At 69.0% G+C, this 21,817-nt stretch carries 20 protein-coding genes; 16 read left to right on the top strand and 4 right to left on the bottom strand.

Going from position 1 to position 21,817, the window contains the following annotated elements; all coding sequences use genetic code 11:
• Positions 1 to 128 precede the first annotated feature (128 nt).
• Positions 129 to 1,229 (top strand): helix-turn-helix transcriptional regulator, encoded by a 1,101-nt coding sequence (locus I7X18_RS03495; protein ID WP_193044536.1) that lies wholly within the window; start codon positions 129 to 131, stop codon positions 1,227 to 1,229.
• Here I7X18_RS03495 and I7X18_RS03490 read toward each other — a convergent pair.
• On the bottom strand, positions 1,210 to 2,592 hold the full coding sequence (locus I7X18_RS03490; RefSeq protein WP_193044537.1) for an FAD-dependent oxidoreductase: 1,383 nt from the start codon (positions 2,590 to 2,592) through the stop codon (positions 1,210 to 1,212). The genes I7X18_RS03495 and I7X18_RS03490 overlap by 20 nt on opposite strands.
• Before the next feature lie 116 nt (positions 2,593 to 2,708).
• Between I7X18_RS03490 and I7X18_RS03485 the strand changes: the two genes are divergently transcribed.
• Positions 2,709 to 3,422: a Type 1 glutamine amidotransferase-like domain-containing protein gene (locus I7X18_RS03485; RefSeq protein ID WP_193044538.1), complete on the top strand. Its 714-nt coding sequence runs from the start codon at positions 2,709 to 2,711 to the stop codon at positions 3,420 to 3,422.
• A 15-nt stretch (positions 3,423 to 3,437) separates the two neighbouring features.
• Here the strand turns inward: I7X18_RS03485 and I7X18_RS03480 are convergent, their stop codons facing one another.
• From I7X18_RS03480 to I7X18_RS03470, 3 genes are read right to left on the bottom strand one after another with little or no spacing between them, the layout of a single operon-like run.
• Positions 3,438 to 4,253: an HAD-IIA family hydrolase gene (locus I7X18_RS03480; protein ID WP_193044539.1), complete on the bottom strand. Its 816-nt coding sequence runs from the start codon at positions 4,251 to 4,253 to the stop codon at positions 3,438 to 3,440.
• A 45-nt stretch (positions 4,254 to 4,298) separates the two neighbouring features.
• Positions 4,299 to 5,711: a PH domain-containing protein gene (locus I7X18_RS03475; protein WP_193044997.1), complete on the bottom strand. Its 1,413-nt coding sequence runs from the start codon at positions 5,709 to 5,711 to the stop codon at positions 4,299 to 4,301.
• Positions 5,712 to 5,749: 38 nt separating this feature from the next.
• Positions 5,750 to 6,259, bottom strand: coding sequence for a PH domain-containing protein (locus I7X18_RS03470; RefSeq protein WP_193044540.1), 510 nt, complete (start codon positions 6,257 to 6,259; stop codon positions 5,750 to 5,752).
• 55 nt (positions 6,260 to 6,314) lie between these two features.
• On the opposite strand from I7X18_RS03470, the gene I7X18_RS03465 reads away from it, so the two are divergent.
• The 14 genes from I7X18_RS03465 (at position 6,315) to I7X18_RS03400 (ending at position 21,816) form a co-directional block, all read left to right on the top strand.
• Positions 6,315 to 7,235: an SDR family NAD(P)-dependent oxidoreductase gene (locus tag I7X18_RS03465; RefSeq protein ID WP_193044541.1), complete on the top strand. Its 921-nt coding sequence runs from the start codon at positions 6,315 to 6,317 to the stop codon at positions 7,233 to 7,235.
• 2 nt (positions 7,236 to 7,237) lie between these two features.
• Complete coding sequence (gene moeA / locus I7X18_RS03460; protein ID WP_193044542.1) at positions 7,238 to 8,437, top strand: molybdopterin molybdotransferase MoeA; 1,200 nt, start codon at positions 7,238 to 7,240, stop codon at positions 8,435 to 8,437.
• Positions 8,438 to 8,472: 35 nt separating this feature from the next.
• Complete coding sequence (locus I7X18_RS03455; protein ID WP_193044543.1) at positions 8,473 to 9,180, top strand: phosphatidylserine decarboxylase; 708 nt, start codon at positions 8,473 to 8,475, stop codon at positions 9,178 to 9,180.
• A complete protein-coding gene (locus I7X18_RS03450) occupies positions 9,177 to 10,028 on the top strand; it encodes a CDP-alcohol phosphatidyltransferase family protein (RefSeq protein WP_404822735.1) in 852 nt (283 codons plus the stop codon). Before I7X18_RS03455 ends, I7X18_RS03450 begins: the two co-directional genes overlap by 4 nt.
• Position 10,029: 1 nt before the next feature.
• Positions 10,030 to 12,267: an AAA family ATPase gene (locus tag I7X18_RS03445; RefSeq protein ID WP_193044544.1), complete on the top strand. Its 2,238-nt coding sequence runs from the start codon at positions 10,030 to 10,032 to the stop codon at positions 12,265 to 12,267.
• A 162-nt stretch (positions 12,268 to 12,429) separates the two neighbouring features.
• Complete coding sequence (locus I7X18_RS03440; protein WP_193044545.1) at positions 12,430 to 12,906, top strand: DUF1707 domain-containing protein; 477 nt, start codon at positions 12,430 to 12,432, stop codon at positions 12,904 to 12,906.
• A 115-nt stretch (positions 12,907 to 13,021) separates the two neighbouring features.
• Positions 13,022 to 15,919, top strand: a complete 2,898-nt coding sequence (locus tag I7X18_RS03435) for a Na+/H+ antiporter subunit A (protein ID WP_193044546.1) — start codon at positions 13,022 to 13,024, stop codon at positions 15,917 to 15,919.
• Complete coding sequence (locus I7X18_RS03430) at positions 15,916 to 16,389, top strand: Na(+)/H(+) antiporter subunit C (RefSeq protein WP_193044547.1); 474 nt, start codon at positions 15,916 to 15,918, stop codon at positions 16,387 to 16,389. The genes I7X18_RS03435 and I7X18_RS03430 overlap by 4 nt, the downstream gene beginning before the upstream one ends.
• 31 nt (positions 16,390 to 16,420) lie before the next feature.
• Complete coding sequence (locus tag I7X18_RS03425; RefSeq protein WP_193044548.1) at positions 16,421 to 18,028, top strand: Na+/H+ antiporter subunit D; 1,608 nt, start codon at positions 16,421 to 16,423, stop codon at positions 18,026 to 18,028.
• On the top strand, positions 18,025 to 18,594 hold the full coding sequence (locus tag I7X18_RS03420; RefSeq protein ID WP_193044549.1) for a Na+/H+ antiporter subunit E: 570 nt from the start codon (positions 18,025 to 18,027) through the stop codon (positions 18,592 to 18,594). The genes I7X18_RS03425 and I7X18_RS03420 overlap by 4 nt, the downstream gene beginning before the upstream one ends.
• Positions 18,591 to 18,878 (top strand): monovalent cation/H+ antiporter complex subunit F, encoded by a 288-nt coding sequence (locus tag I7X18_RS03415; protein ID WP_193044550.1) that lies wholly within the window; start codon positions 18,591 to 18,593, stop codon positions 18,876 to 18,878. Before I7X18_RS03420 ends, I7X18_RS03415 begins: the two co-directional genes overlap by 4 nt.
• On the top strand, positions 18,875 to 19,237 hold the full coding sequence (gene mnhG, locus I7X18_RS03410) for a monovalent cation/H(+) antiporter subunit G (protein ID WP_193044551.1): 363 nt from the start codon (positions 18,875 to 18,877) through the stop codon (positions 19,235 to 19,237). The genes I7X18_RS03415 and mnhG overlap by 4 nt, the downstream gene beginning before the upstream one ends.
• Complete coding sequence (locus I7X18_RS03405; RefSeq protein ID WP_193044552.1) at positions 19,224 to 19,973, top strand: SAM-dependent methyltransferase; 750 nt, start codon at positions 19,224 to 19,226, stop codon at positions 19,971 to 19,973. Before mnhG ends, I7X18_RS03405 begins: the two co-directional genes overlap by 14 nt.
• Positions 19,974 to 20,061: 88 nt before the next feature.
• Positions 20,062 to 21,816, top strand: a complete 1,755-nt coding sequence (locus I7X18_RS03400; RefSeq protein WP_193044553.1) for an HNH endonuclease signature motif containing protein — start codon at positions 20,062 to 20,064, stop codon at positions 21,814 to 21,816.
• Position 21,817: the final 1 nt, after the last annotated feature.

The raw sequence follows: 21,817 nt of genomic DNA, 5'->3' as shown, positions 1-21,817 counted from the left end.
CTTCTGCTTTTGACGATGGAAGCAGCCTCTTCGCGAGCACTGTCAGCGTGCCCGGTACGAACTACAGTCGGTGTACGCACAAACGGGGGTTTTGCGATGAGAACGGTTGTCCGCAAGGGGTGCCGGAGATGGTCACACTCGACGAGTTCTCGCGCCTAGTCTCGGCGATCTACGACGCCGCTGTCACACCCGAGCAGTGGGTGGACGCCATGGACGCGGTGCGGGGCATGCTGGGCGCCACCACCGCCGCGATGATCACCGCGGACGGATCGAGTCGCCTGGCGAAGTACGCCAGCATCGTGCCGGAGGCGCAGAGCTCGTACAACGCCTACTACCGAAGCATCGACTACGTCCTGGAAGCCGTCGAACGCTCGCCCGTCGGCACCATCCGTGACGGCCAGTCGCTGATCGCGATCGATGCCCGCTCGGAGTTCAACCTCGACTGGATACGCAGGTTCGACGTGCAGGACGGCGTCTTCGTGCGGTTGTCCGACGCCCCGTCGCTGACCAGTTTCCTCGTCGCGGCGCCGCTGCTCGACGAACCGTTCGCCGGTCCCGACCGGGTGGAGTTGGTTCGCGCGCTGGTCCCCCACCTGCAACAGACGCTGCGCACCGAGAAACACCTCGACGACCTGAGGCGTGACGCCGCGGACCTCGCCGGAGCCATCGACAGCATGCGGCAGGCCGTTCTGGTGCTCTGCGCGAACAACGTTGTCCTGCATTGTAATTCCGCAGCTTCGGACCTACTGCACCGGGCCGACGGCCTCACGGTGCGATCAGGCCGGCTTCGTGCGGCCCGATCCGACGTGGACGGCGCGCTCCAGCGGGCGGTAGCCGCCGCGCTCGGGATGGACGTCGGCGGCGCCCGAAGTGGTGCGTCGGTGCTGTGCCCGAGGCCCTCGGGCGGGCGGACCTACGTCGTACACACGTTCCCGTTCCCCGCAGGTGCGGACCACGACGGCGAAGATCCCAGAGCGCTGCTCGTGATCGTCGATCCCGACGACCGGCCGCAGCCGCCGAAGGACATGCTGCGCAACCTGTTCGGCCTCACCAACGGTGAATCCGACGTCGCGCTACGAGTCACGAGCGGTCAGGGGCTGGCGCCGATCTCGGAGGAGCTGTCGGTGTCCGTCGCGACGGTCAAGACCCACCTGCAGCACGTCTTCGACAAAACGGACACGCACCGGCAGGCCGAACTGGTCCGTCTCCTCACTGCCCTGCTGCCGTGAGGACCGAAGCACCCGCCCCCGGCGCCCCTGCGCGCCGCCGCCCTGCCCGCGCCACCCGCATCATGAACGCCGGGTGCAGCAGGCTCGCGGGAGGCGCGACCATCCCCACCACGCGCAGGAACTCCTGGACGACAAGGGGATCGACCTCGGCGGCCCGCAGCACGTGTTCGGTGTAGGCGTTGGTCAACCGCATCGACGGTGACGGCCGGCCGTGCACTTCCGGCAGCGCGAGGTCGGATCCGACCGCGGTCTGCCACGCCACCCGGACGGGTCTGGCGGCGGCGCGGTGGAAGCGACGCGGCAAGTCGGCGTCGCCGCCACGCAAGCAGTCCCGCAGGATCGTCGCCTCGATCGCGGCGACCGTCATACCCTGCCCGTAGACGGGGTTGAAGCTACAGAGCGCGTCCCCGAGGACGATGAAACCCTCCGGCAGGCGCCTCATCTTGTCGTAGCGCCGCCAGCGGTTGCTCGGATACTGGTGCACGCTGACACCGGCCAGCGGTTCTGCGGCCCGTACGGCGGCGAGAGCGTACGCGGGAGCGATGCCTTCACCGAAATCGAGGAGTTCGGCCGGTGTGGTCGGCGGGCGAATCGGGCCCAGCGTGGCGGCGGACACCAAGTAGGTGTCGCCCTCGCAGCGGAAGAGGGCGAAGGTGCGCGGGCGTCCCGGCTCGAACGTCCGGATGACCATGTGCTGCCGCAGCGTTCCGGGCGGCATCCGCACCGGCATGCTTGCGTATGCGACGCGGATGAGCAGTTCCTCGACCTCCGGTCGCCCATAACCGAGTTCGGCGAGGAACACCGGTGCGCGCGACCCGCGACCGGAGGCGTCGACGACCAGATCGGCATCGAGACTCACTGTGACAGAGGAGTTGTCGGAGATGCGCACTCCCGTGACGCGCGATCCGGCCGTGGTCAGGCTCCTGACATGGTGTCCGTCGCGCACGGTCACCTGCGGCAGTGCGAACACGCGGCGGCGCACGAGTTGTTCGACCAGTGGCCGGCTGCTGTAGTGCTGGATCAGGATTCCGGGTTTCGGGAGTCGGCCGTCGCGCTTGAGCACATGGCCGCCGAAGCTGACGTCGAACCTCGACATGTCACCGTCGTCCCACCGATGGGCGCCCGCCTCGACCAGTTCGTCGAGATAACCAGGGAACAACTCCTCCACGATCTGCGCGCACCGGGCGAGCAGGGCGTGGGGTTGGCAGCCTTGCGGGACGCCGCGACGGGGTGTGGGGTCGTCCGTCAGGACGTCGCGTTCGACCACGGTGACCCGGTCGTAGTGTTCCGTGAGGACCCGGGCCGCCAACAGACCCGCCATACTCGCCCCGCACACCACCGCGTGCTGACCGATTCTCGGCATCGATCACTCCTCCCCCGTGGGCATGTGGTGAACCCAATCACCGCATGGGCTGTGTCGCCTCAGCCGAACGGTTGAAATCGATTGCCGCAACGCCGGTGGTCACCTAGGTTCACGACATGACAGCCGACGTTCCGACCATCCTGGCCACCAGTGGTGGCCTGCGGGCCGGGCACCGCACGCGGTTCGAGTTCAGTGCGCTCAGCGAGTACGCCGTCGAACTGTCCGGAGTGACCGGCCGGGCTCCGCGGGTATGCTTCGTCGCCACCGCGATCGGCGACGATCCCGCTGTGCGGCACCACCTGTGGGAAGCCGCGCACCTGCGGGGGTGGCGGCCCTCGGAGTTGGCCCTGTTCCCCATGCCCAACGTCGACGACATCGAGGCCTTGCTGCTCGACCAGGATGTGGTGTGGGTGCTCGGGGGCAGCGTCGCCGGGCTGCTCGCGATGTGGCGGCTGCACGGCGTCGATGTGGCCATCCGGACCGCTTGGACGGCCGGTGTCGTCATGACCGGCGTCTCGGCCGGATCGATCTGCTGGCACGCAGGCGGTACGACGGATTCGTTCGGCCCCGACCTGCGGCCGGTCACCGACGGGCTCGCAATGGTGCCGTACTCCAACGGCGTGCACTACGACTCCGAGGCGCAGCGCCGGCCCCTCTTCCAGCGGTTGATCGCCGACCGGACGTTGCCACCCGGTTACGCCACCGACGACGGTGCCGGCATTCTCTACCGGGGAACCGACTACGTCGAGGCGGTTACCGAAAACAACCGTGCTGCGGCTTATTACGTCGACGCCGAGGGTGAGAGCCGGCTCGAAGTCCGGCGGCTGTAGCGACAGCCCGTCGCCTCACAGCTCGAGTAACCCGGGCAGGTCAGCCACCGAGTCGATGACGTGGCCGGGCTGCATCGCGAATTCGTCGGCCGCCCAACGGTCCAACGTGTCCTGCCGGAACTTTCCGGTCCGCACCAGGACACCCGTCATGCCGACCACCTGTCCCGCCAGCACGTCGTTGTTCAAATCGTCACCGACGATGTACATCTCGTCCGGGTCGACGCCGAGCCGGCTCGCCGCGGCCAGAAACCCCTCGGGCGCGGGTTTCCCGACCGCGGTGGCCTTGCGCCCGGACGTCTCCTCCATACCCAGCAGGTACATCCCGGTGTCGATGCGCAGACCGTCGGCGGTGTTCCACGACGTGCTGCGGTGCATGGCGACGACCGGCACGCCGTGGGCCATCCAGTCGTACACCCAGCTCAACGTCAGGTGGTCGTATTCGGGACCGGCGCCGCCGAGCAGCACGACATCCGGCGTCTCGGGAACGTTGTCGGGGCCGTACTCACCGGCGTACACCAGGTCGACACCGGGCATGTCCTCACCGATCCGGCCGCTGTTGACCAGGAAGCACCGAGCGCCCGGATAGCGGTCGCGGACGTATTCGGCGGTCAGCGCCGCCGCGGTGATCACCTCGTCGGAGCTGACCTGCATACCGGCGTGGACGAGCAGGTCGGCGATCTGCCTGCGCGTCTTGGTCGTGGTGTTGGTCAGATAAGACCGGGCGATCTGGTGGTCGTCGAGTACCCGCAACGTCTCCGCCGCACCGTCGATCGGCCGCCACGACGTCACCAGCACGCCATCGATGTCGAAGAGCACTCCACCGATCGCCATGCGCCGACAGTAAACGGCCGCCGACGCCACGCAACTCGGACCCGGCTATTCACCCGCCCAGGGCACATCCCTCACCCACGGGGACGCCGCTGCGGCGATCGACCACGCGACCTCGGCGGGAACGTCGAGGACGCGGTAGGCCTTCTCCCCCGCCGCGGTGGCGGCGATCAGCGTCGCCACGCCGGACCGCCGCTGGAAGAACGTCTGACGCACCGTCCACCCGATGATCCCGGCGCCCGCAATGCAGTCGCGACGCCGCTCAATGCTGCCGGCGCGCGCCACCAGCCAGCCGTTCCCGACACGATGCCCGAGCGAGCGCACCCGGTCGGCGCCGAGCAGCGCACAGCACACCGTCAGCACCACCCACGCGACCCACGCCCAGATCGACAGAGTTCCGGCGACACCCGCCACCACCAGTGCGACGCCGATCAGCGCGGGCAGCACGAGCGCCCGCGTCCACCGCCGCCGTGTCGCGGCCACACCGTGACCCCGCAGCGGTCCGGTGACCTCATCCTCACTGTCGATGAGATCGCTCAGCACGTCCCGCGCCGTCGCGGCCGGACACGGCGGCAACAGCAGCGACGCCTCCCCGGCACCGCCGACCCCCGTCATCACGGCGTCCAACCGCGCACCGCCGAACGCCCGCACCAGCAGCGGTTCCCGCATTGTGCCGCCCCGCAACCGGCGCATGTCGTAGGTGTGCTCCTGCCTGCGCAGCAGCCCGTGCTCGAGATGCAGCACATCCGCATCGCGGCGCAAGAGCAGATTGCCGTAGCTCACCAGCGACCGCAGCACCGACAGCACCACCGAACCGACCAGAACGACGATCACGACGGCGGCGACCGTGGCGGCGACCCCGAAGCGTTGCGCCGCATCGCGTCCGTCCTCGGCGAGACCGGAATTGCGCAGCAGCGCACCGGCTCCCGCCTGGTAGAGGAGACCCGCCGCGGCGGCGATCATCGCCAGACCGGTGAAGCTGAGCGGGCTGTAACGCAGCCACGCGGGCTCCCACCGCGCCAGCACCCTGCCGGGGGATCCGGTGTCGACCGCGACGGCGAGCGAGTCGGCAAGCAGGTCCGCCCGCAGATGCGGCACCTGCCCGGCCTCCACGGCGTCGAGCGCGAAGGCGTCGTCACCCCGTGCCTCCTGACCGGTGCTGACCCGCAGCACGGTCAGACCCAGTAACCGGTGCAGCAGCCTGGCGTCGGTGGATACCGAGCGAATCCTGTTGCGCGGCACTGAAAGCACGCGTCGCTGCAGGACGCCCGCGCGCAGCTGCACCTCCTCGGCGTCGATGCGGTAGGTCGTGGTGAACCACCGCGCGATCCCGACGCCCACCGTCGCCACCAGCGCGGCCACCGCCCACAACGGGTTCCCGGTCGCCGAACCGAGCACCACCGATCCGAGCAGCACCGGGATCTGCCGCAGCACCTCGTGCACCGGATGCACCAGCAGCATTCGCGGACTCAAGCGCAGCCACGGCGAGTCCGGGGCCGTCACGTGGCGTCCTGTTCGCCGAGGGCGGCGATGTCGGTCAGCTGCGCCACGATCCGTTCGGCGACCGGGGCGTCGAGGGCGACGATGCGCACGGCCCCGGCCGACGACGCCGTCGTCACCGTCACGCTGGCCAGTCCGAACAGCCGGTCCAGCGGTCCGCGCTGGGTGTCGACCGTCTGCACCCGGGAGATCGGGGCGATCCGGCGCTCCTGCACCAGCCAACCGGTGCGGGTGTAGACGGCGCGTGCGTCGATGTCCCAGCGGTGCACGCGATAACGCCATACCGGGACGACACCGACGAACAGCACGATGCCCAGCACCGTGCCCGCCGCCGCCAGGGTGTGCAGCCATTCGAGCTTCGGATCCGCCATCCACCAGGCGGCCTGCGCCCCCACGAGAACCACCCACGGCAGCGCCGCGGACGTCGCCCACAACAGGGGCGCCTTGGTGCTCGGCCGGTTCGCCGGATCCGCCAGTACGAGCGGGGCTTCGGAATGGGCGCTGTCCATGGTTCGAGCATGGCTCATCGAGTGACCGAGTTGGGGATCTGAGTAGGGTTCTCCCATGAGCGCGAACACCAAATGGACTGCGGCGGACGTGCCCGACCAGGACGGCCGCATCGCCGTCATCACCGGAGCGAACACCGGTATCGGCTACCAGGCTGCCGCGGTGCTGGCCGGCAGGGGCGCCCACGTGGTGCTCGCGGTGCGCAATACCGACAAGGGCCGGGCCGCGGCCGACCGCATCACCGCCGACACACCGCACGCCGACGTCACAGTGCGCGAACTCGATCTGACGTCGCTCGACAGCATCCGCGCGACGTCGGACGAACTGCGCGCCGACTACCCTCGCATCGACCTGCTGATCAACAACGCCGGGGTGATGATGACGCCCAAGGGCGTCACGAAGGACGGCTTCGAGCTGCAGTTCGGCACCAATCACCTCGGCCATTTCGCACTCACCGGACAGTTGCTCGACAACCTCCTTCCGGTCGAGGGTTCGCGCGTGGTGACGATCAGCAGCGGCGCACACCGCATGGGACGCATCAACTTCGACGACCTGCAGTCCGAACGCAGCTACAACCGCGTCACCGCCTACGGGCAGTCCAAGTTGGCCAACCTGCTGTTCACCTACGAGCTCAACCGCCGGCTCTCGGCCAAGGGTGCGCCGACCATCGCCGTCGCCGCCCATCCCGGTGGCTCCGACACTGAGCTGACGCGCAACTTGTGGCCGGCGCTGCGCCTGCCCATCCAACTGGCCTGGGGGCTGCTGGCGCAGAGCGCCGAGATGGGGGCCCTGCCGACGCTACGCGCCGCCACCGACCCCGAGGTGCAAGGCGGGCAGTACTTCGGACCCGACGGCTTCGGCGAACAACGCGGCCATCCGAAACTGGTCGAGTCCATCGCCCGCGCACACGACGAGGCGGTCGCGCGGCGCCTGTGGACGGTGTCCGAAGAGCTGACCGGCGTCACGTTCCCGGTGTAGTGATGCGCACAGTCGAAGAGCACCAGCGCGTCGTCGCCGGGCTGATCGAGAGGCGTCCGCCGGTGCGGCTGCCGATTGCGGACACGCTCGGCCTGACCCTGGCCGAAGACAGCGTCGCGCTACTGTCCCTGCCGGGGTTCGACAACTCCGCGATGGACGGTTACGCCGTCGTCGCCGAGGACGTGGCGTCCGCGAGCGAGGACCGGCCGGTGTCCTTGCCGGTCGCCGAGGACATCCCGGCCGGGCGCACCGATCCGCTGGTGCTGCAACCGGGTACCGCCCACCGCATCATGACGGGCGCGCCGCTGCCGCGCGGAGCGACGGCCGTCGTTCCGGTGGAGGCGACGAACGGCGCCACCGACATCGTGGAGATCCGCGCCGCCGCGCGCCCCGGACAGCATGTCCGCACCGCCGGCGAGGACGTCACCGCGGGCACCACGGTCCTGCGGGCCGGGGTCCAGCTCACTCCGGCGGCCCTCGGTCTGGCCGCGGCGCTCGGCCTCGGCGAGTTGTCGGTCATCCCCCGGCAGCGGGTGCTGGTCATGTCGACGGGCACCGAACTGGTCGCTCCCGGCACGCCGCTGCAACCCGGGCAGATCTACGAGTCCAACGCGGTCATGCTGGCCGCGGCGGTCCGGGAAGCCGGCGGAGAGGTCGTCGCCTCGCCGATGTGCGGCGACGACGTCGACGTCTTCCGGGACACGCTGAACCGCTTCGCCGGGCAGGCCGATCTGATCGTCACCACCGGTGGAGTCAGCGCCGGCGCGTACGAGGTCGTCAAGGATGCCCTCGGAGGCGGCGGCGAGGTCGAATTCGCCAAGGTGGCCATGCAACCCGGCATGCCGCAGGGCGCCGGCCGCGTCGGCGGCACACGCGTCATCACGTTGCCCGGAAACCCAGTCAGCGCGCTGGTCTCGTTCGAGGTCTTCCTACGGGTGCCGCTGCGGGCCGCGATGGGTGCGGTGTCACCGGAACGTCCGCGCCGAAGTGCCGTGCTCACCGAGGATCTGACGTCGCCACGCGGTAAGCGCCAGTTCCGCCGCGGAGTGTTCGACCCGGCCACCGGCGAGGTCACGAGTTACGGCCCGCCGGCATCACACCACCTGCGCTGGCTCGCCTCAGCCAACTGCCTGCTCGAGATTCCCGAAGACACCCATGAGCTGCCCGCCGGCTCACGGGTGGACCTATGGGACCTGAGCTAGCAAGTCCGACCCAGCACGCACGTAGAATCCAGCCGATGGCCAGACGCCCCCGCACCGACGACCTGAGATCCGGCCCAGAGCGGTTCATGGCGCTGGTGAAGACCACCGTCCCGCCGGTGCATCCGGCCGGCCTGCCGTTCATCGGCGCCGGCCTCGCGGTTGCCGCCGCCGGCCGCCGCAACCGGTGGGTGCGCGGCGCGGGGCTGGTGGCCGCCGGCGCCAACGCCGCCTTCTTCCGGCATCCGCCCCGCGTGCCACCGACCCGACCCGGCGTGGTGGTCGCCCCCGCCGACGGCCTGATCTGCCTGGTGGAGGAGGCCGAACCGCCCGCGGAGCTCAACCTGCCCCCCCGGCCGCTGCCGCGCGTCAGCATCTTCCTGTCGATCTTCGACGCCCATGTGCAGCGCATCCCGATCAGCGGTGAGGTGGTGGCCGTCGAACACCGGCCGGGCCTGTTCGGTTCGGCCGAGCTGGCGGCGGCCAGCGAGGACAACGAACGCAACAGCATGGTGATCCGCACGGCCACGGGCGTCGAGGTGATCGCCGTGCAGATCGCCGGGTTGGTCGCCCGGCGCATCGTCTGCGACCTCACCCCCGGCGACAAGGTGTCCATCGGAGACACCTACGGCCTGATCCGCTACGGCTCGCGGCTGGACACCTACCTGCCCGAGGGCACCGAGATCCAGGTGCTGCCGGGCCAGCGCGCCATCGGCGGCGAGACGATCCTTGCGGAGCTGCCGTGAGCAAAGGTGTGAGCCGTCGCCCCCGTGGCCTGCGGATCCTGCCCAGCGCGACCACGGTGCTCGCCATCTGCGCCGGCCTCACCTCGATCAAGTTCGCGCTCGACGACCGGCCGCACATCGCGCTGGCGCTGATCGGCGCGGCGGCGGTCCTCGACGGGATCGACGGCGGCATCGCCCGCGCGCTGGACGCCCAGTCCCGGATGGGCGCCGAGATCGACTCGCTGGCCGACGCGGTGAATTTCGGGGTGGCGCCCGCGCTGGTGGTGTACGTGACGTTGCTCCCGGATTCACCGGTGGGCTGGATCTTCGTCCTGCTGTACGCGGTGTGCATCGTCCTGAGGCTGGCCCGGTTCAACGCGCTGCTCGACGACAACACTCAACCCGCGTACACCCGCGAGTTCTTCGTCGGCATCCCTGCGCCGTGCGGTGCGGTCGGCTCCATCGGCCCGCTGGCGGCCATGCTCCAGTTCGGCGACGGATGGTGGACCTCGCAGTGGTTCGTCTGCGCCTGGCTGGCCCTCAACTCGGCGCTGCTCGTCAGCCGAGTGCCGACGATCGCGCTCAAGGCCATCTCGGTGCCCCCCAATGCCGCGCCGATCCTGCTCATCATGGTGGCGCTGGCCGCCGCCGCCCTGCTGCTGTTCCCCTACATCCTCGTGCTGCTGATCATCGTCGGCTACCTGTGCATCATCCCTTTCACCGTCCGCAGTCAGCGATGGGTGGCCGCCCGACCCGAGGCATGGGATGTCGAACCGCGACAACGACGCGCGGCACGTCGCGCCAGCCGCCGCGCCCAGCCGCAACGGCGGTCCATGGCGCGCCTGGGACTGCGCAAGCCCGGCGGCTGACGTGACCGAGACCGAACTGTTCGGCGACGAGCCGGGCCTGAGCCATCTGCGTCTGACCGCGCGGCTGAACACCTCGGCACTCGATTCCCGGCGTGGGGTGGTGCGGCTGCACCCCGAGGTGATCGCCGCACTCGGCATGCGCGAGTGGGATGCGGTGTCGCTCACCGGCGCACGCACCACCGCCGCGGTGGTCGGTATCGCCCCGGCAGGCACTCCGACGGGGACGGCGCTGCTCGACGACGTGACGCTGTCCAATGCGGGATTGCGCGAGAACAGCAGTGTCATCGTGGCGCCGGTGACCGTCCACGGGGCGAGGTCGGTGACGGTGTCGGGGTCGCGACTCGCCACCCACTCGATCTCACCGGCGACGTTGCGCCAGGCCCTGCTGGGCAAGGTGATGACGGTGGGCGACACCGTCTCCCTGCTCCCCCGCGATCTCGGGCCCGGCACGTCGACATCGGCGGCGACCGCCGCGCTCGCGTCGTCGGTGGGAATCACATGGACCTCGGAGCTGCTGACGGTGACCGGCGTGGACCCCGCGGGCACCGTGAGCATCCAGCCGAATTCGTCGGTCACGTGGGGGGACGGGGCGGTGTCCGACGCCGGGACGTCGGCCCCCACAGACGGTGACACGATCGGTCAGGCCACCGTCACCTTGGGGTCGCGCGACGAACCGGCCGTGACGGTCGACGACCTCAAAGGCAGCCACACCCAGGCCGGCCGGCTCGCCGAATGGCTCAAACTCTCCCTCGACGAACCGTCGTTGCTCGAAACCCTGGGCGCCACAGCAAATCTCGGCGTCCTGGTGTCCGGCCCCGCGGGAGTCGGGAAGGCCACGCTGGTGCGGGCCGTGTGCGCCCGACGGCGGGTCGTCGAATTGGACGGGCCGCAGGTCGGTGCCCTGCATGCCGAGGATCGGCTGCACAGCGTCTCGTCGGCGGTGTCGACGGTGCGCGACGGCGGAGGTGTCCTGCTCATCACAGACATCGACGCCCTGCTGCCCGCGACCCCCGAACCGGTGGGCACGCTGATCCTCACCGAATTGCGCACCGCCGTGGCCACTCCCGGGGTGGCGTTCGTCGCGACGTCGGCGAGGCCGGACAACGCCGATGCGCGCCTGCGCGATCCCGACCTCTGCGACCGCGAACTCGGGTTGAGCCTGCCCGACGCCGCCACCCGCAGGGCGTTGCTGGAGGTGTTGCTGCGGGGCGTACCCGCCCAGGAGTTGGAACTTGATGAGATCGCCGGGCGCACACCGGGATTCGTGGTCGCGGACCTGTGCGCACTGGTCCGCGAGGCGGCCCTGCGGGCGGCGGCTCGCGCCAGCGCCGACGGAGCACCACCGCAACTCGTCCAGGCGGATCTGACGGGTGCGCTCACGGTGATCCGCCCGCTGTCGAGGTCGGCCACCGAAGAGGTCTCGGTCGGGTCGGTGACCCTGGCCGACGTCGGTGACATGGTCGAGACGAAACAGGCACTGACCGAGGCGGTGCTGTGGCCGCTGCAGCATCCCGACACCTTCGAACGCCTCGGCATCGAACCGCCGCGCGGTGTGCTGCTCTACGGACCGCCCGGCTGCGGCAAGACGTTCGTGGTGCGCGCCCTGGCCAGTTCGGGGCGCCTCTCGGTGCACGCGGTCAAGGGCGCCGAGCTGATGGACAAATGGGTCGGCGCCTCCGAGAAGGCCGTGCGTGAACTGTTCCGCCGCGCGCGTGACTCCGCGCCGTCACTGGTGTTCCTCGACGAGATCGATGCGCTGGCGCCGCGGCGCGGACAGAGCTTCGACTCCGGGGTGACCGACCGCGTGGTCGCGGCGCTGCTGACCGAACTCGACGGCATCGAACCGATGCGCAGTGTGGTGGTGCTGGGCGCCACCAACCGACCCGACCTGATCGACCCCGCACTGTTGCGCCCCGGCCGACTGGAGCGGCTGGTGTTCGTCGAACCGCCCGACGCCGAAGCGCGCCGCGAGATCCTGCGGACCGCGGGCAAATCGATTCCGTTGGTCGACGAGGGCGATGAGGCCGTCGACCTCGATGCCCTGGCCGCCGGACTCGACGGCTACAGCGCCGCGGACTGCGTCGCGTTGCTGCGTGAGGCGGCGATGACGGCGATGCGGCGGTCCATCGACGCCGCCGACGTCACCGCCGCCGACGTCGAGGCCGCACGCCAGGCCGTGCGCCCGTCGCTGGATCCGGCGCAGGTCGACACGTTGCGCGCCTTCTCCGAAGGCCGCTAGCTTCGCCGCCTTGCGTCGAGACTGCTGGGAGATCACTCCCCAGGCCGCAAACGCGATCTCTGAGCAGTTTCGGCGACGCCGGAATAGATCTTGACACTGACAAGTTGAAGTGGGACAGTTGAACCATCGAACTAGTCACTGTCTAGATGCGCGGGAGGCATCATGACCGTTCCCACCGCAACCCACATCCGCGTCGGCGACGGCGATCGTGAACGCGCCGCCAGCCTGCTCGGCCTGGCCTTGACCCATGGCTACCTCGACATGGCCGACTACGAGCAACGTCTCCAGTCGGCCTTCACCGCACAGACCGCCGCCGAGCTCTACGCCCTCACCGCCGATTTGCCGGTCTCCACCCTGCGACGCAACGATCCGGCGCGGCGGGCCGCCCGCCGGCGTGTCGCCCAGCGCAGTGTGCACTGGCATCTGGCCGGCTACCTGACGATGGTCGTCATCGTCCTCACCGTGTGGCTGGCTGTCGGCCTGACCGCGGGCGCGTGGTACTTCTGGCCGATCTGGCCGATCCTCGGCGCCGGGATCGGCGTCGTGGCCCACGCGCTGCCGATGCGCTTGGTGGGCGGGTCGGTGTGCGGCCGGCTCACGGCGGAAGCGACACCACCCGGATGGCCCCGCATGTCGTAGCCACTGAGTCAATCCGCGGTGGGCTGCCGATCACGTCGGCAGCCCACGTAGAATTGACGCAATCCAAAGCAGCAGCTGAGGCTGACACCCCGACCCCAATCAAGATCGGAGTGCCATGCTGGCCATCCTCTGTGCCCATGCGGTCGCGACCGCATTGGCGCCGCTTCTGGTGGCTAGATGGGGGCGGGTCGCGTTCTACCCGCTGGCGCTCGTCCCGCTGATCTCACTGGTCTGGGTCGTGCTGAACTGGCCGCCGCCCGGTGGCGCACAGACCGTCGACCTGGTCTGGCTGCCCGAACTGTCGATGGACATCTCGCTGCGGTTCGACACCCTGGCAGCCATCATGAGCGTGCTCGTCCTCGGTATCGGCGCCCTCGTGCTGTTCTACTGCGCGACCTACTTCCACCACCGCGACGGCCACACCGAGAAGCGGCTGCCCAGCTTCGCCGCCGAGATGGTGGCCTTTGCCGGTTCGATGTTCGGCCTCGTCATCAGCGACAACATGCTGATCCTGTACGTGTTCTGGGAAACCACGACCGTGCTGTCGTTCCTGCTGGTCGGCCACTACGCGGAACGCGCGACGAGCCGCCGGGCCGCCACCCAGGCCCTGCTCGTCACCACCTTCGGCGGTCTGGCGATGCTGGTCGGCATCATCATCCTCGGCAACCTCTCCGGCACCTATCTGCTCTCGGAGCTGGTCGCCGCACCGCCGTCCGGGGTGGCCGCCGCCGTCGGGGTGGCACTCATCCTCGTCGGCGCGCTGTCCAAATCGGCGATCGTCCCGATGCACTTCTGGCTGCCCGGCGCCATGGCCGCCCCCACCCCCGTCAGCGCTTACCTGCACGCCGCGGCCATGGTGAAGGCCGGTGTGTTCCTGATCGCGCGGATGACGCCCGGGTTCGCCGACTCTCCGGTGTGGCGGCCGATGATCATCACGCTCGGTCTGGCGACGATGCTGCTCGCCGGTTGGCGCGCGGTGCGCGAGTACGACCTCAAACTCATCCTGGCCTTCGGCACCGTGAGCCAGCTCGGGTTGATCACCATCATGGTGGGCACCGGCGGGCGCGACATGATGCTCGCCGGGCTGGCCATGCTGGTCGCCCACGCGATGTTCAAGGCGTCGCTGTTCATGGTGGTGGGCGTCATCGACCACACGACCGGCACCCGTGACATCCGCCGGCTGGCCTGGCTCGGGGACCGAAACAAACCGTTGCTGATCATCGCCGTCGGCGCCGTGGCGAGTATGGCGGCACTCCCGCCGTTCCTCGGCTTCGTCGCCAAAGAGGCCGACTTCGAGACGGTGCTGCACAGCGCCGCACTCGGTGCCGCCGCACCCTGGGTGCTGGCCGGTATCGCACTGGGTTCGGTGTTCACCACCATCTACAGCCTGCGTTTTCTGTGGGGTGCGTTCAGCCGCAAAGGTTTACACGAACCGAGCGTGCGTGTTCGCGAGATGCACCGTCCTTCGGTGGCGTTCCTCGCCGCACCGGCCGTCCTCGCCACCGCCGGTCTGCTGGCGGGTCTGTGGCCCGCACCGCTGGACGCCGTCCTCGACGACTACGCCGACACCGTCCCGGGTGGCTCTGACTACGAACTCGCCCTGTGGCACGGGGTGAACCTGCCCCTGCTGCTGTCGGCGCTGGTCATCGCGACCGGTGTCGCCGCGTTCTTCGAGCGGTCCAGGCTGCGCCGGGCCCGGGTCGCCTACCTTCCGCTCGGCAACGCCGACCACGTCTACGACGCCTTCATCCGTGGCCTCGACATGGTGTCGGTCCGGCTCACCGCGATCACCCAGCGCGGTTCCATCCCGGCCACCCAGTCGGTCATCCTCTGCACCCTCGTCGTCCTACCGACGGCCGCTCTCGCCCTCGGCGCGCGTGACCGTCCCCAATTCGCGCTGTGGGATTCGCCCTGGCAGGTCGTGGTCGGGCTGCTGATGCTCGCCGCGGCGCTGGGCGCCGCGGTGATGCGCAACCGCCTGGCCGCCGTCCTGCTGATCGGCGTGAGCGGTTACGGGTGCGGTGCGATCTTCGCGATGCACGGCGCGCCCGATCTGGCGCTGACCCAATTCCTGGTCGAGACGCTGGTGCTGGTCATCTTCGTGCTGGTACTTCGCACACTGCCCGCGGAGGCCGAGAGGGCCCACATCAACCACAAACGCCTGCCGCGCGCCCTGCTGTCGCTGGCGGTCGGCGTGACGGTGACGGCGCTCGCCGTGTACGCGATGGCCGCCCGCACCGGCGCCGGCATCGCCGAACTGATTCCCGATGCAGCCTACTACCGCGGTCACGGCGCCAACGCGGTGAACGTCCTGCTGGTCGACATCCGCGCCTGGGACACCATGGGCGAGATCTCGGTGCTGCTCGTCGCCGCCACCGGTGTCGCCTCACTGGTGTTCCGCAATCGCCGCTTCGGTACCGCGCCGCGCGTCGCGGACGCCGGCCAGCCCGACATCGGGCGCATCGGCAGCCACGCCACCAGTCCGGCCGTCGGCGACATCACGTGGCTGCGCGGCAGCGAACTGCGCGATCCGCGACACCGGTCGCTCGTGCTGGAGGTGGCGACGCGCGTCATCTTCCCGCTCATCATGGTGCTCTCGGCGTACTTCTTCTTCGCCGGCCACAACACTCCCGGTGGCGGGTTCGCCGGCGGTCTGACCGCAGGCCTCGCCCTGGTGTTGCGCTACCTCGCCGGCGGCCGCTACGAACTCGGCGAGACGCTGCCGCTGGACGCGGGCAAGATCCTCGGTGTCGGCCTCGCGCTCTCCGCAGGCACCGCGGTGACCTCGCTGTTCTTCGGGGCGCCCGTATTGTCCTCCGCGGTCATCGAATTCGACCTGCCGGTACTCGGCACCGTCAAACTGGTGACCGCATTGTTCTTCGATCTAGGGGTGTATCTGATCGTCGTCGGACTGGTCCTCGATGTACTGCGCAGCCTGGGCGCCCAGGTGGACGTGGAGATGTCCCAGCCGTCCGGCCCGGGCAAGAGCGCGGCGAAGGTGGGTGCGCGGTGACCACCTACCTCGTACCGCTGATCATGATCGGCGGGCTCACCAGCATCGGCGTCTACCTGCTCCTCGAACGCAACCTCACCCGAATGCTGTTGGGGCTGTTGTTGATCGGCAACGCCATCAACCTCCTCATCCTCACGGTCGCCGGTCCGTCGGGCAATCCGCCGGTGCGGGGACGGATCAGCGACGGGGAGACCACCACCGCGGATCCGTTGGCGCAGGGCATGATCCTCACCGCGATCGTCATCAGCATGGGGATCGCCGCGTTCGTCCTCGCACTCACCTACCGGTCCTACCGGCTGAACACCGCCGAGGACGTCGGCAACGACCCCGAGGACACCCGGGTGTCGGAGATGGCGGGCCGAGACGCCGCATCTCTCGACGAAGACCGGCCACCCGAACCCGATCTGGCTAGAGACACCGACCTGCCCGACGAACTGGACGCGCTGCCGGGCAGGGAGGGCTCCCGGTGACCGCCCAGCGAGAAGCGAAGGCGGATCGCGCATGACACTGGCCTCGGTGCTCACGCCGCTGCCCGTGCTGATCCCGACGATCGCCGCCGCGCTGACGCTGTTCGCGGGCCGCCGCCCGGTGTTGCAGCGGGTGATCGCCCAGCTGGCGCTGGTGGCCGTCGTCGTGGTGTGCGCGGTGCTCGTCTACCTCACCGACCGCGACGGCACGCTGGCGCTGCATGTCGGCGGCTGGGGTCAGAGCGTCCCCGGGATGGGGCCGCTCGGCATCACCCTTGTCGTGGACCGGCTGTCGGCGCTGATGTTGATGGTGTCGTCCATCGTGCTGCTGGCGGTGGCCGCCTACGCGATCGGACAGGGCATCCGCGACGGCGACGGCCGTCAACCGGTGTCGATCTTCCTGCCCACCTATCTGGTGCTGTCGGCGGGTGTGTGCACCGCGTTCCTGGCGGGCGACCTGTTCAACTTGTACGTCGGGTTCGAGGTCCTGCTGTCCGCCAGCTTCGTGCTGCTGACGATCGGGGCGAGCGCCGAGCGCGTGCGGGCCGGCATCTCGTACGTGATGGTGTCGATGGTGTCGTCGCTGATCTTCCTGCTCGGCATCGGCTTGGTGTACGCCGCCACCGGCACCCTGAACATGGCCGAACTGGCCGTCCGCCTCGACGATGTCTCGGACGGGACGCGGATGGCGCTGTTCGCCGTGCTGCTGGTGGCGTTCGGCATCAAGGCCGCGGTGTTCCCGCTGTCGACGTGGCTGCCCGACTCCTACCCGACCGCACCGGCACCGGTGACGGCGGTGTTCGCCGGCCTGCTGACGAAAGTCGGCGTGTACGCGATCATCCGGGCGCATTCGCTGCTGTTCCCGGGCGGCGGCATGGACCAGATGTTGCTCTGGGCGGCGTTGCTGACGATGCTGGTCGGCATCCTCGGCGCCATCGCACAGAGCGACATCAAGCGGCTGCTGTCCTTCACGCTCGTCAGCCACATCGGATACATGGTGTTCGGCATCGCGCTGTCCAACCAACTCGGCATGGCCGGCGCCATCTACTACGTGGCACACCACATCGTCGTGCAGACCACGCTGTTCCTCGTGGTCGGCCTGATCGAGCGGCAAGCCGGCGCTTCGACGATGCACCGCCTCGGCGGGCTGGCCGCCGCGAGCCCGGTGCTGGCATTCGTCTTCGTCGTGCCGGCGCTGAACCTCGGTGGCATACCGCCGTTCTCCGGGTTCATCGGCAAGGTCGCGCTGCTCGAAGCCGGTGCCGCGAACGACACACCGCTGGCCTGGGCGCTGGTGGGTGGCGGGGTGGTCACAAGCCTGCTGACGCTCTACGTGGTCGCCCGGGTCTGGACGAAGGCGTTCTGGCGGTCGCGGGTCGACGCGCCGGAGGGCCACCTGTCGACCACCGCGCCCGCGGCACTGCTCGACGACACCGCGGAGTCCGAGGACATCCAGTTCGTGGACCGCGACCACGTCGGCCGCATGCCCGTCGGCATGCTGGTGCCGACCGCCGCGCTGATCGCCGTGGGCCTCGCGCTGACCGTGGCGGCAGGGCCGATCTTCGCCTACAGCGTTCGCGCGGCCGACGAGATCATCGAACGCGACCACTACATCGCCGCGGTTCTGGGTGAGGGGCCATGAAGGTTCTCGACGGGATGACGTGGTCCCCACGGCGGCTGGCGTTGCGCGCGTGGACACTGTGCTGGCTGACCCTGGTGTGGATCCTGTTGTGGGGCACGCTTTCTGCGGCCAACATCGTCAGCGGGCTGGCCGTCGCGCTGCTCATCACGCTGCTCCTGCCACTGCCGCCGGTGCCCGTGGAAGGCCGCGTGCACCTGTTGTCACTGGTACGCCTGATCGCCACCGTGGCGTACTACCTGCTGGCGTCCTCGGTGCAGGTGGCGTGGCTGGCGATCAAACCGGGGCCGCCACCGTTGACAGCGGTGCTGCGGGCTCACTTCGCGGTCAAATCGGACCTGGTGCTCGCCCTCGCGGTGAACATCATGAACCTGACGCCCGGCACCATCGTGCTCGAGATCGATCAGACCAGGCGCATGGTCTACGTCCACGTCATCGACGTGGGCTCCGACCGCGCCTTGAGCCGCTTCTACCGCCAGGTCGGGCAGTTCGAACGATTGTTGATCGCGGCGTTCGAGCGGGAGGCCGACTGGCGACCATCGACGGACAAGGAGGCGGATCCGTCATGAATTGGGTCTGGATCACCGCGGGAGTGATGCTCACTGGCGCCGCGGCCGCGACCATGTTCCGCCTACTGGCCGGCCCGAGCACGCTCGACCGCCTCGTCGCGCTGGACACCCTGGTCGCCGTCACCATGTGTGCGATCGGCACCTGGGCGGCGTTCAGCCTCGACACCACGGTGACCTACAGCCTGACCGCACTGGCCCTGATCAGTTTCGTGGGCTCGGTGAGCGTGGCACGCTTCCGCGTCCCCGACGTCCGCAAGCCGCGCGGTTCGCGGAGGCTCCTGTGAGCGCATTCGACATCGTTGCCAGCGTCCTGGTGCTGGGTGGGTCGACGCTGGCGCTGACCGCTGCGATCGGTGTCGTCCGGTTCCCGGACACCCTGTCGCGGATGCACGCCGCGACCAAGCCGCAGGTGCTCGGTCTGCTGCTGGTGCTCGCCGGCGCGGCGATCCGTCTGCGGGGCAACGTCGACGTCGGCATGCTCATCCTTGCCGGACTCTTCACCGTCATCACCGCGCCGGTGATCGCCAATCGCGTGGGCCAACTCGCCTACCGCGAGCAGAACATCCGTGACGACCTGCTGACCAGGGACGAGATGCTTGAGATGACCGCGGAAAGGGAACACCGCGGCAATGACAACCCCTGATGCCCTCGTGAGCGCGCTGACCGTCGCGCTGGCAAGGCAGAAGGAGTCGCACACCGAATGTCCCTTGTTCAACGATCCTTACGCGCAGGTGTTCATCGACGCCGCGCGGAGCCGGGGCTGCCAGCTCCCCACGGACGAGTCGCTTGAGCGGATCGACGGCATCGCCAACTACGCGTCGTCGCGCACCAAGTGGTTCGACGAATTCTTCATCGCCGCAGGCGCACACGGGATCGAGCAGATGGTGATCGTCGCCGCCGGACTCGATGCGCGGGCATGGCGGCTGCCCTGGGTCCGCGGCACCACCGTCTTCGAGATCGACCACCCCGGAGTGCTGGATTTCAAGAACGACGCATTGCGCGAGCACGGTGACAGCCCGTCGGTGTCCCGCTATGTGCCGGTGCCTGCGAATCTGATCGATGATTGGCCGGAAGTGTTGCGGGACGCAGGATTCGACGTCACCGAGCCGACCGCCTGGGCCGTGGAGGGGTTGCTTCCCTACATCGCGGACGGCCCGCACCTGCTGTTCAACCGGATCCACGAGCTGAGTACGCCGGGAAGCCGGCTGGCAGTCGAAGCAGTCGGTACGGGAGTGGCCGACTGGCTGACGGCGCAGGGCTGGCAGGTCACCACGCTCAGCGCGCAGGAGCTGATGACTCGCTACGGGCGGTGCGGCGATCACGGTGTGGTGGATACGGGCACCGACACCGTATTCGTCGACGCCAAACGGCTCCGCTGAGGCTCGATTCTCCCCAGCGGCGAATTCGTCCACAGGCTCTGAGTTTTCGCTTCGAGGCGTGTCAGACCCCGTCGCTAGAATCGCCAGTATGTTCGATGGTTCGTTACCCGAGATCGGGGCCTTCTCCGCGTTGAGTGACGCGGAAATCGTCGCCGCCTCTGCCGGGTGGGGACGCGTCGAATCCGCCGCCGCCGCCCGCAAGCTCGCCGCGATGGCCGAAGTGTTCCGCCGCCGCACCGGCATCGACGACGCCGCCGACCGCGAAGACTGGTTCATCGACCCCGAAACCTCCGTCTTGAGTGAACTGGCCGCCGCCCACCACATCACCGACCGACTCGCCTCAACCCAAACCCAACGCGGAGTCCTGCTCGCCAACCGATTCCCCAAAGTCGCCGCACTCTTTGAAGCCGGCCTGATCAGCGACCTGTTGATCCGCGCCATCGTCTACCGCACCTACCTGATCACCAACCCCGACGCCATGGCCGCCGTGGACGCCGCCCTGGCCGAGCAAGTCCTCTGCTGGGGACCCAAATCCCAGGCCAAGACCGAAGAAGCCATCGACGCCCTGGTCGAAATCCACGACCCCGCCGCCCTGCGCCGCCGCGAACCCGCCACCCACACCCGCGACCTGCAATTCGGCACCATCACCGATGCCGCCGGGATGATGACCGTCTACGCCCGCATGTACAGCCCCGACGGTGTCGCCCTTGAACAACACGTCGAAGACCTGGCCCGCACCGTATGCCCCGATGACCCCCGCACCCTCAAAGAACGCCGCAACGACGCCTTCGCCGCCCTGTCCACCGGACAGCCGCTGCGGTGTGAATGCGACAACCCCGACTGCCCCGCCACCACCCCCGACCGCCCCGCCCCCACCGTCGTCATCCACCTCATCACCACCGAAGAAGCCCTCGCCGCCGCCAAGCACCACAGCACTGCACAAGAAGACATTGGCGACCAGCCCGCCGCCGGGTCGGGCGGCACGGAGACAGAACCCGCACCTGTCGAGCCGGATAGCGCTGTGCGCGAAGATGAACCGGTCGACGCCGGGCCGCAACAAGACTTCTCGGCTGAGTGCAAGCCGGCAGCCTCCGAGCCGGATAACGCTGCGCGCGAAGATGAGCCGGCCGACGCCGGGCCCGATCCCGAGGAGTCCGACGCTGCGCCGCAACAGGACTTCTCGGCCGAGTGCAGGCCGGTCGACCTCGAGCCTGCGCCCACACCAACGCCGTCGCCCACTCCCGCACTGGCGTTCGTCATCGGCGGCGGTGTACTGAGCCCGGTGATCCTGCCCGCCTTCCTCGACCGCGCTAAGATCCGCCAACTCACCCATCCCGGCGACGCTCCCCCCGAACCCCGCCACGTACCCTCCACAGCGCTCCAAGACTTCGTGCGCTGCCGCGATCTGACCTGCCGCTTCCCCGGCTGCGACAAACCCGCCTACCTCACCGACATCGACCACACCGTGCCCTATCCCGCCGGCCCGACATGCGCGTCGAACCTCAAATGTTTATGCCGAAAACACCACTTACTGAAGACTTTCTGGACCGGCAAAACCGGTTGGCGCGATGAACAACTCCCCGACGGCACCGTCATCTGGACCGCACCGAGCGGCCAGACCCACATCACCCAACCCGGCAGCGCACTGCTCTTCCCCACCCTGTGCACACCCACCGCGCCAATCCCCACAATCACCAGCGCGAAAGTGCACACCCCGAACAGCGGCCTCAAGATGCCCAAACGCCGCCGCACCCGCGCCAAAGACCGCGCCTACCGCATCGAACTCGAACGCCGCCTCAACGACGCCTTCGTCGCCGAACGCACCAAACCCCCACCGTTCTGAT

Source organism: Mycolicibacterium baixiangningiae (assembly GCF_016313185.1).
GTDB lineage: Bacteria > Actinomycetota > Actinomycetes > Mycobacteriales > Mycobacteriaceae > Mycobacterium > Mycobacterium baixiangningiae.
The sequence above is the reverse complement of the archived record's forward strand: the minus strand, read 5'-3'. Positions and strand labels throughout refer to the sequence as shown.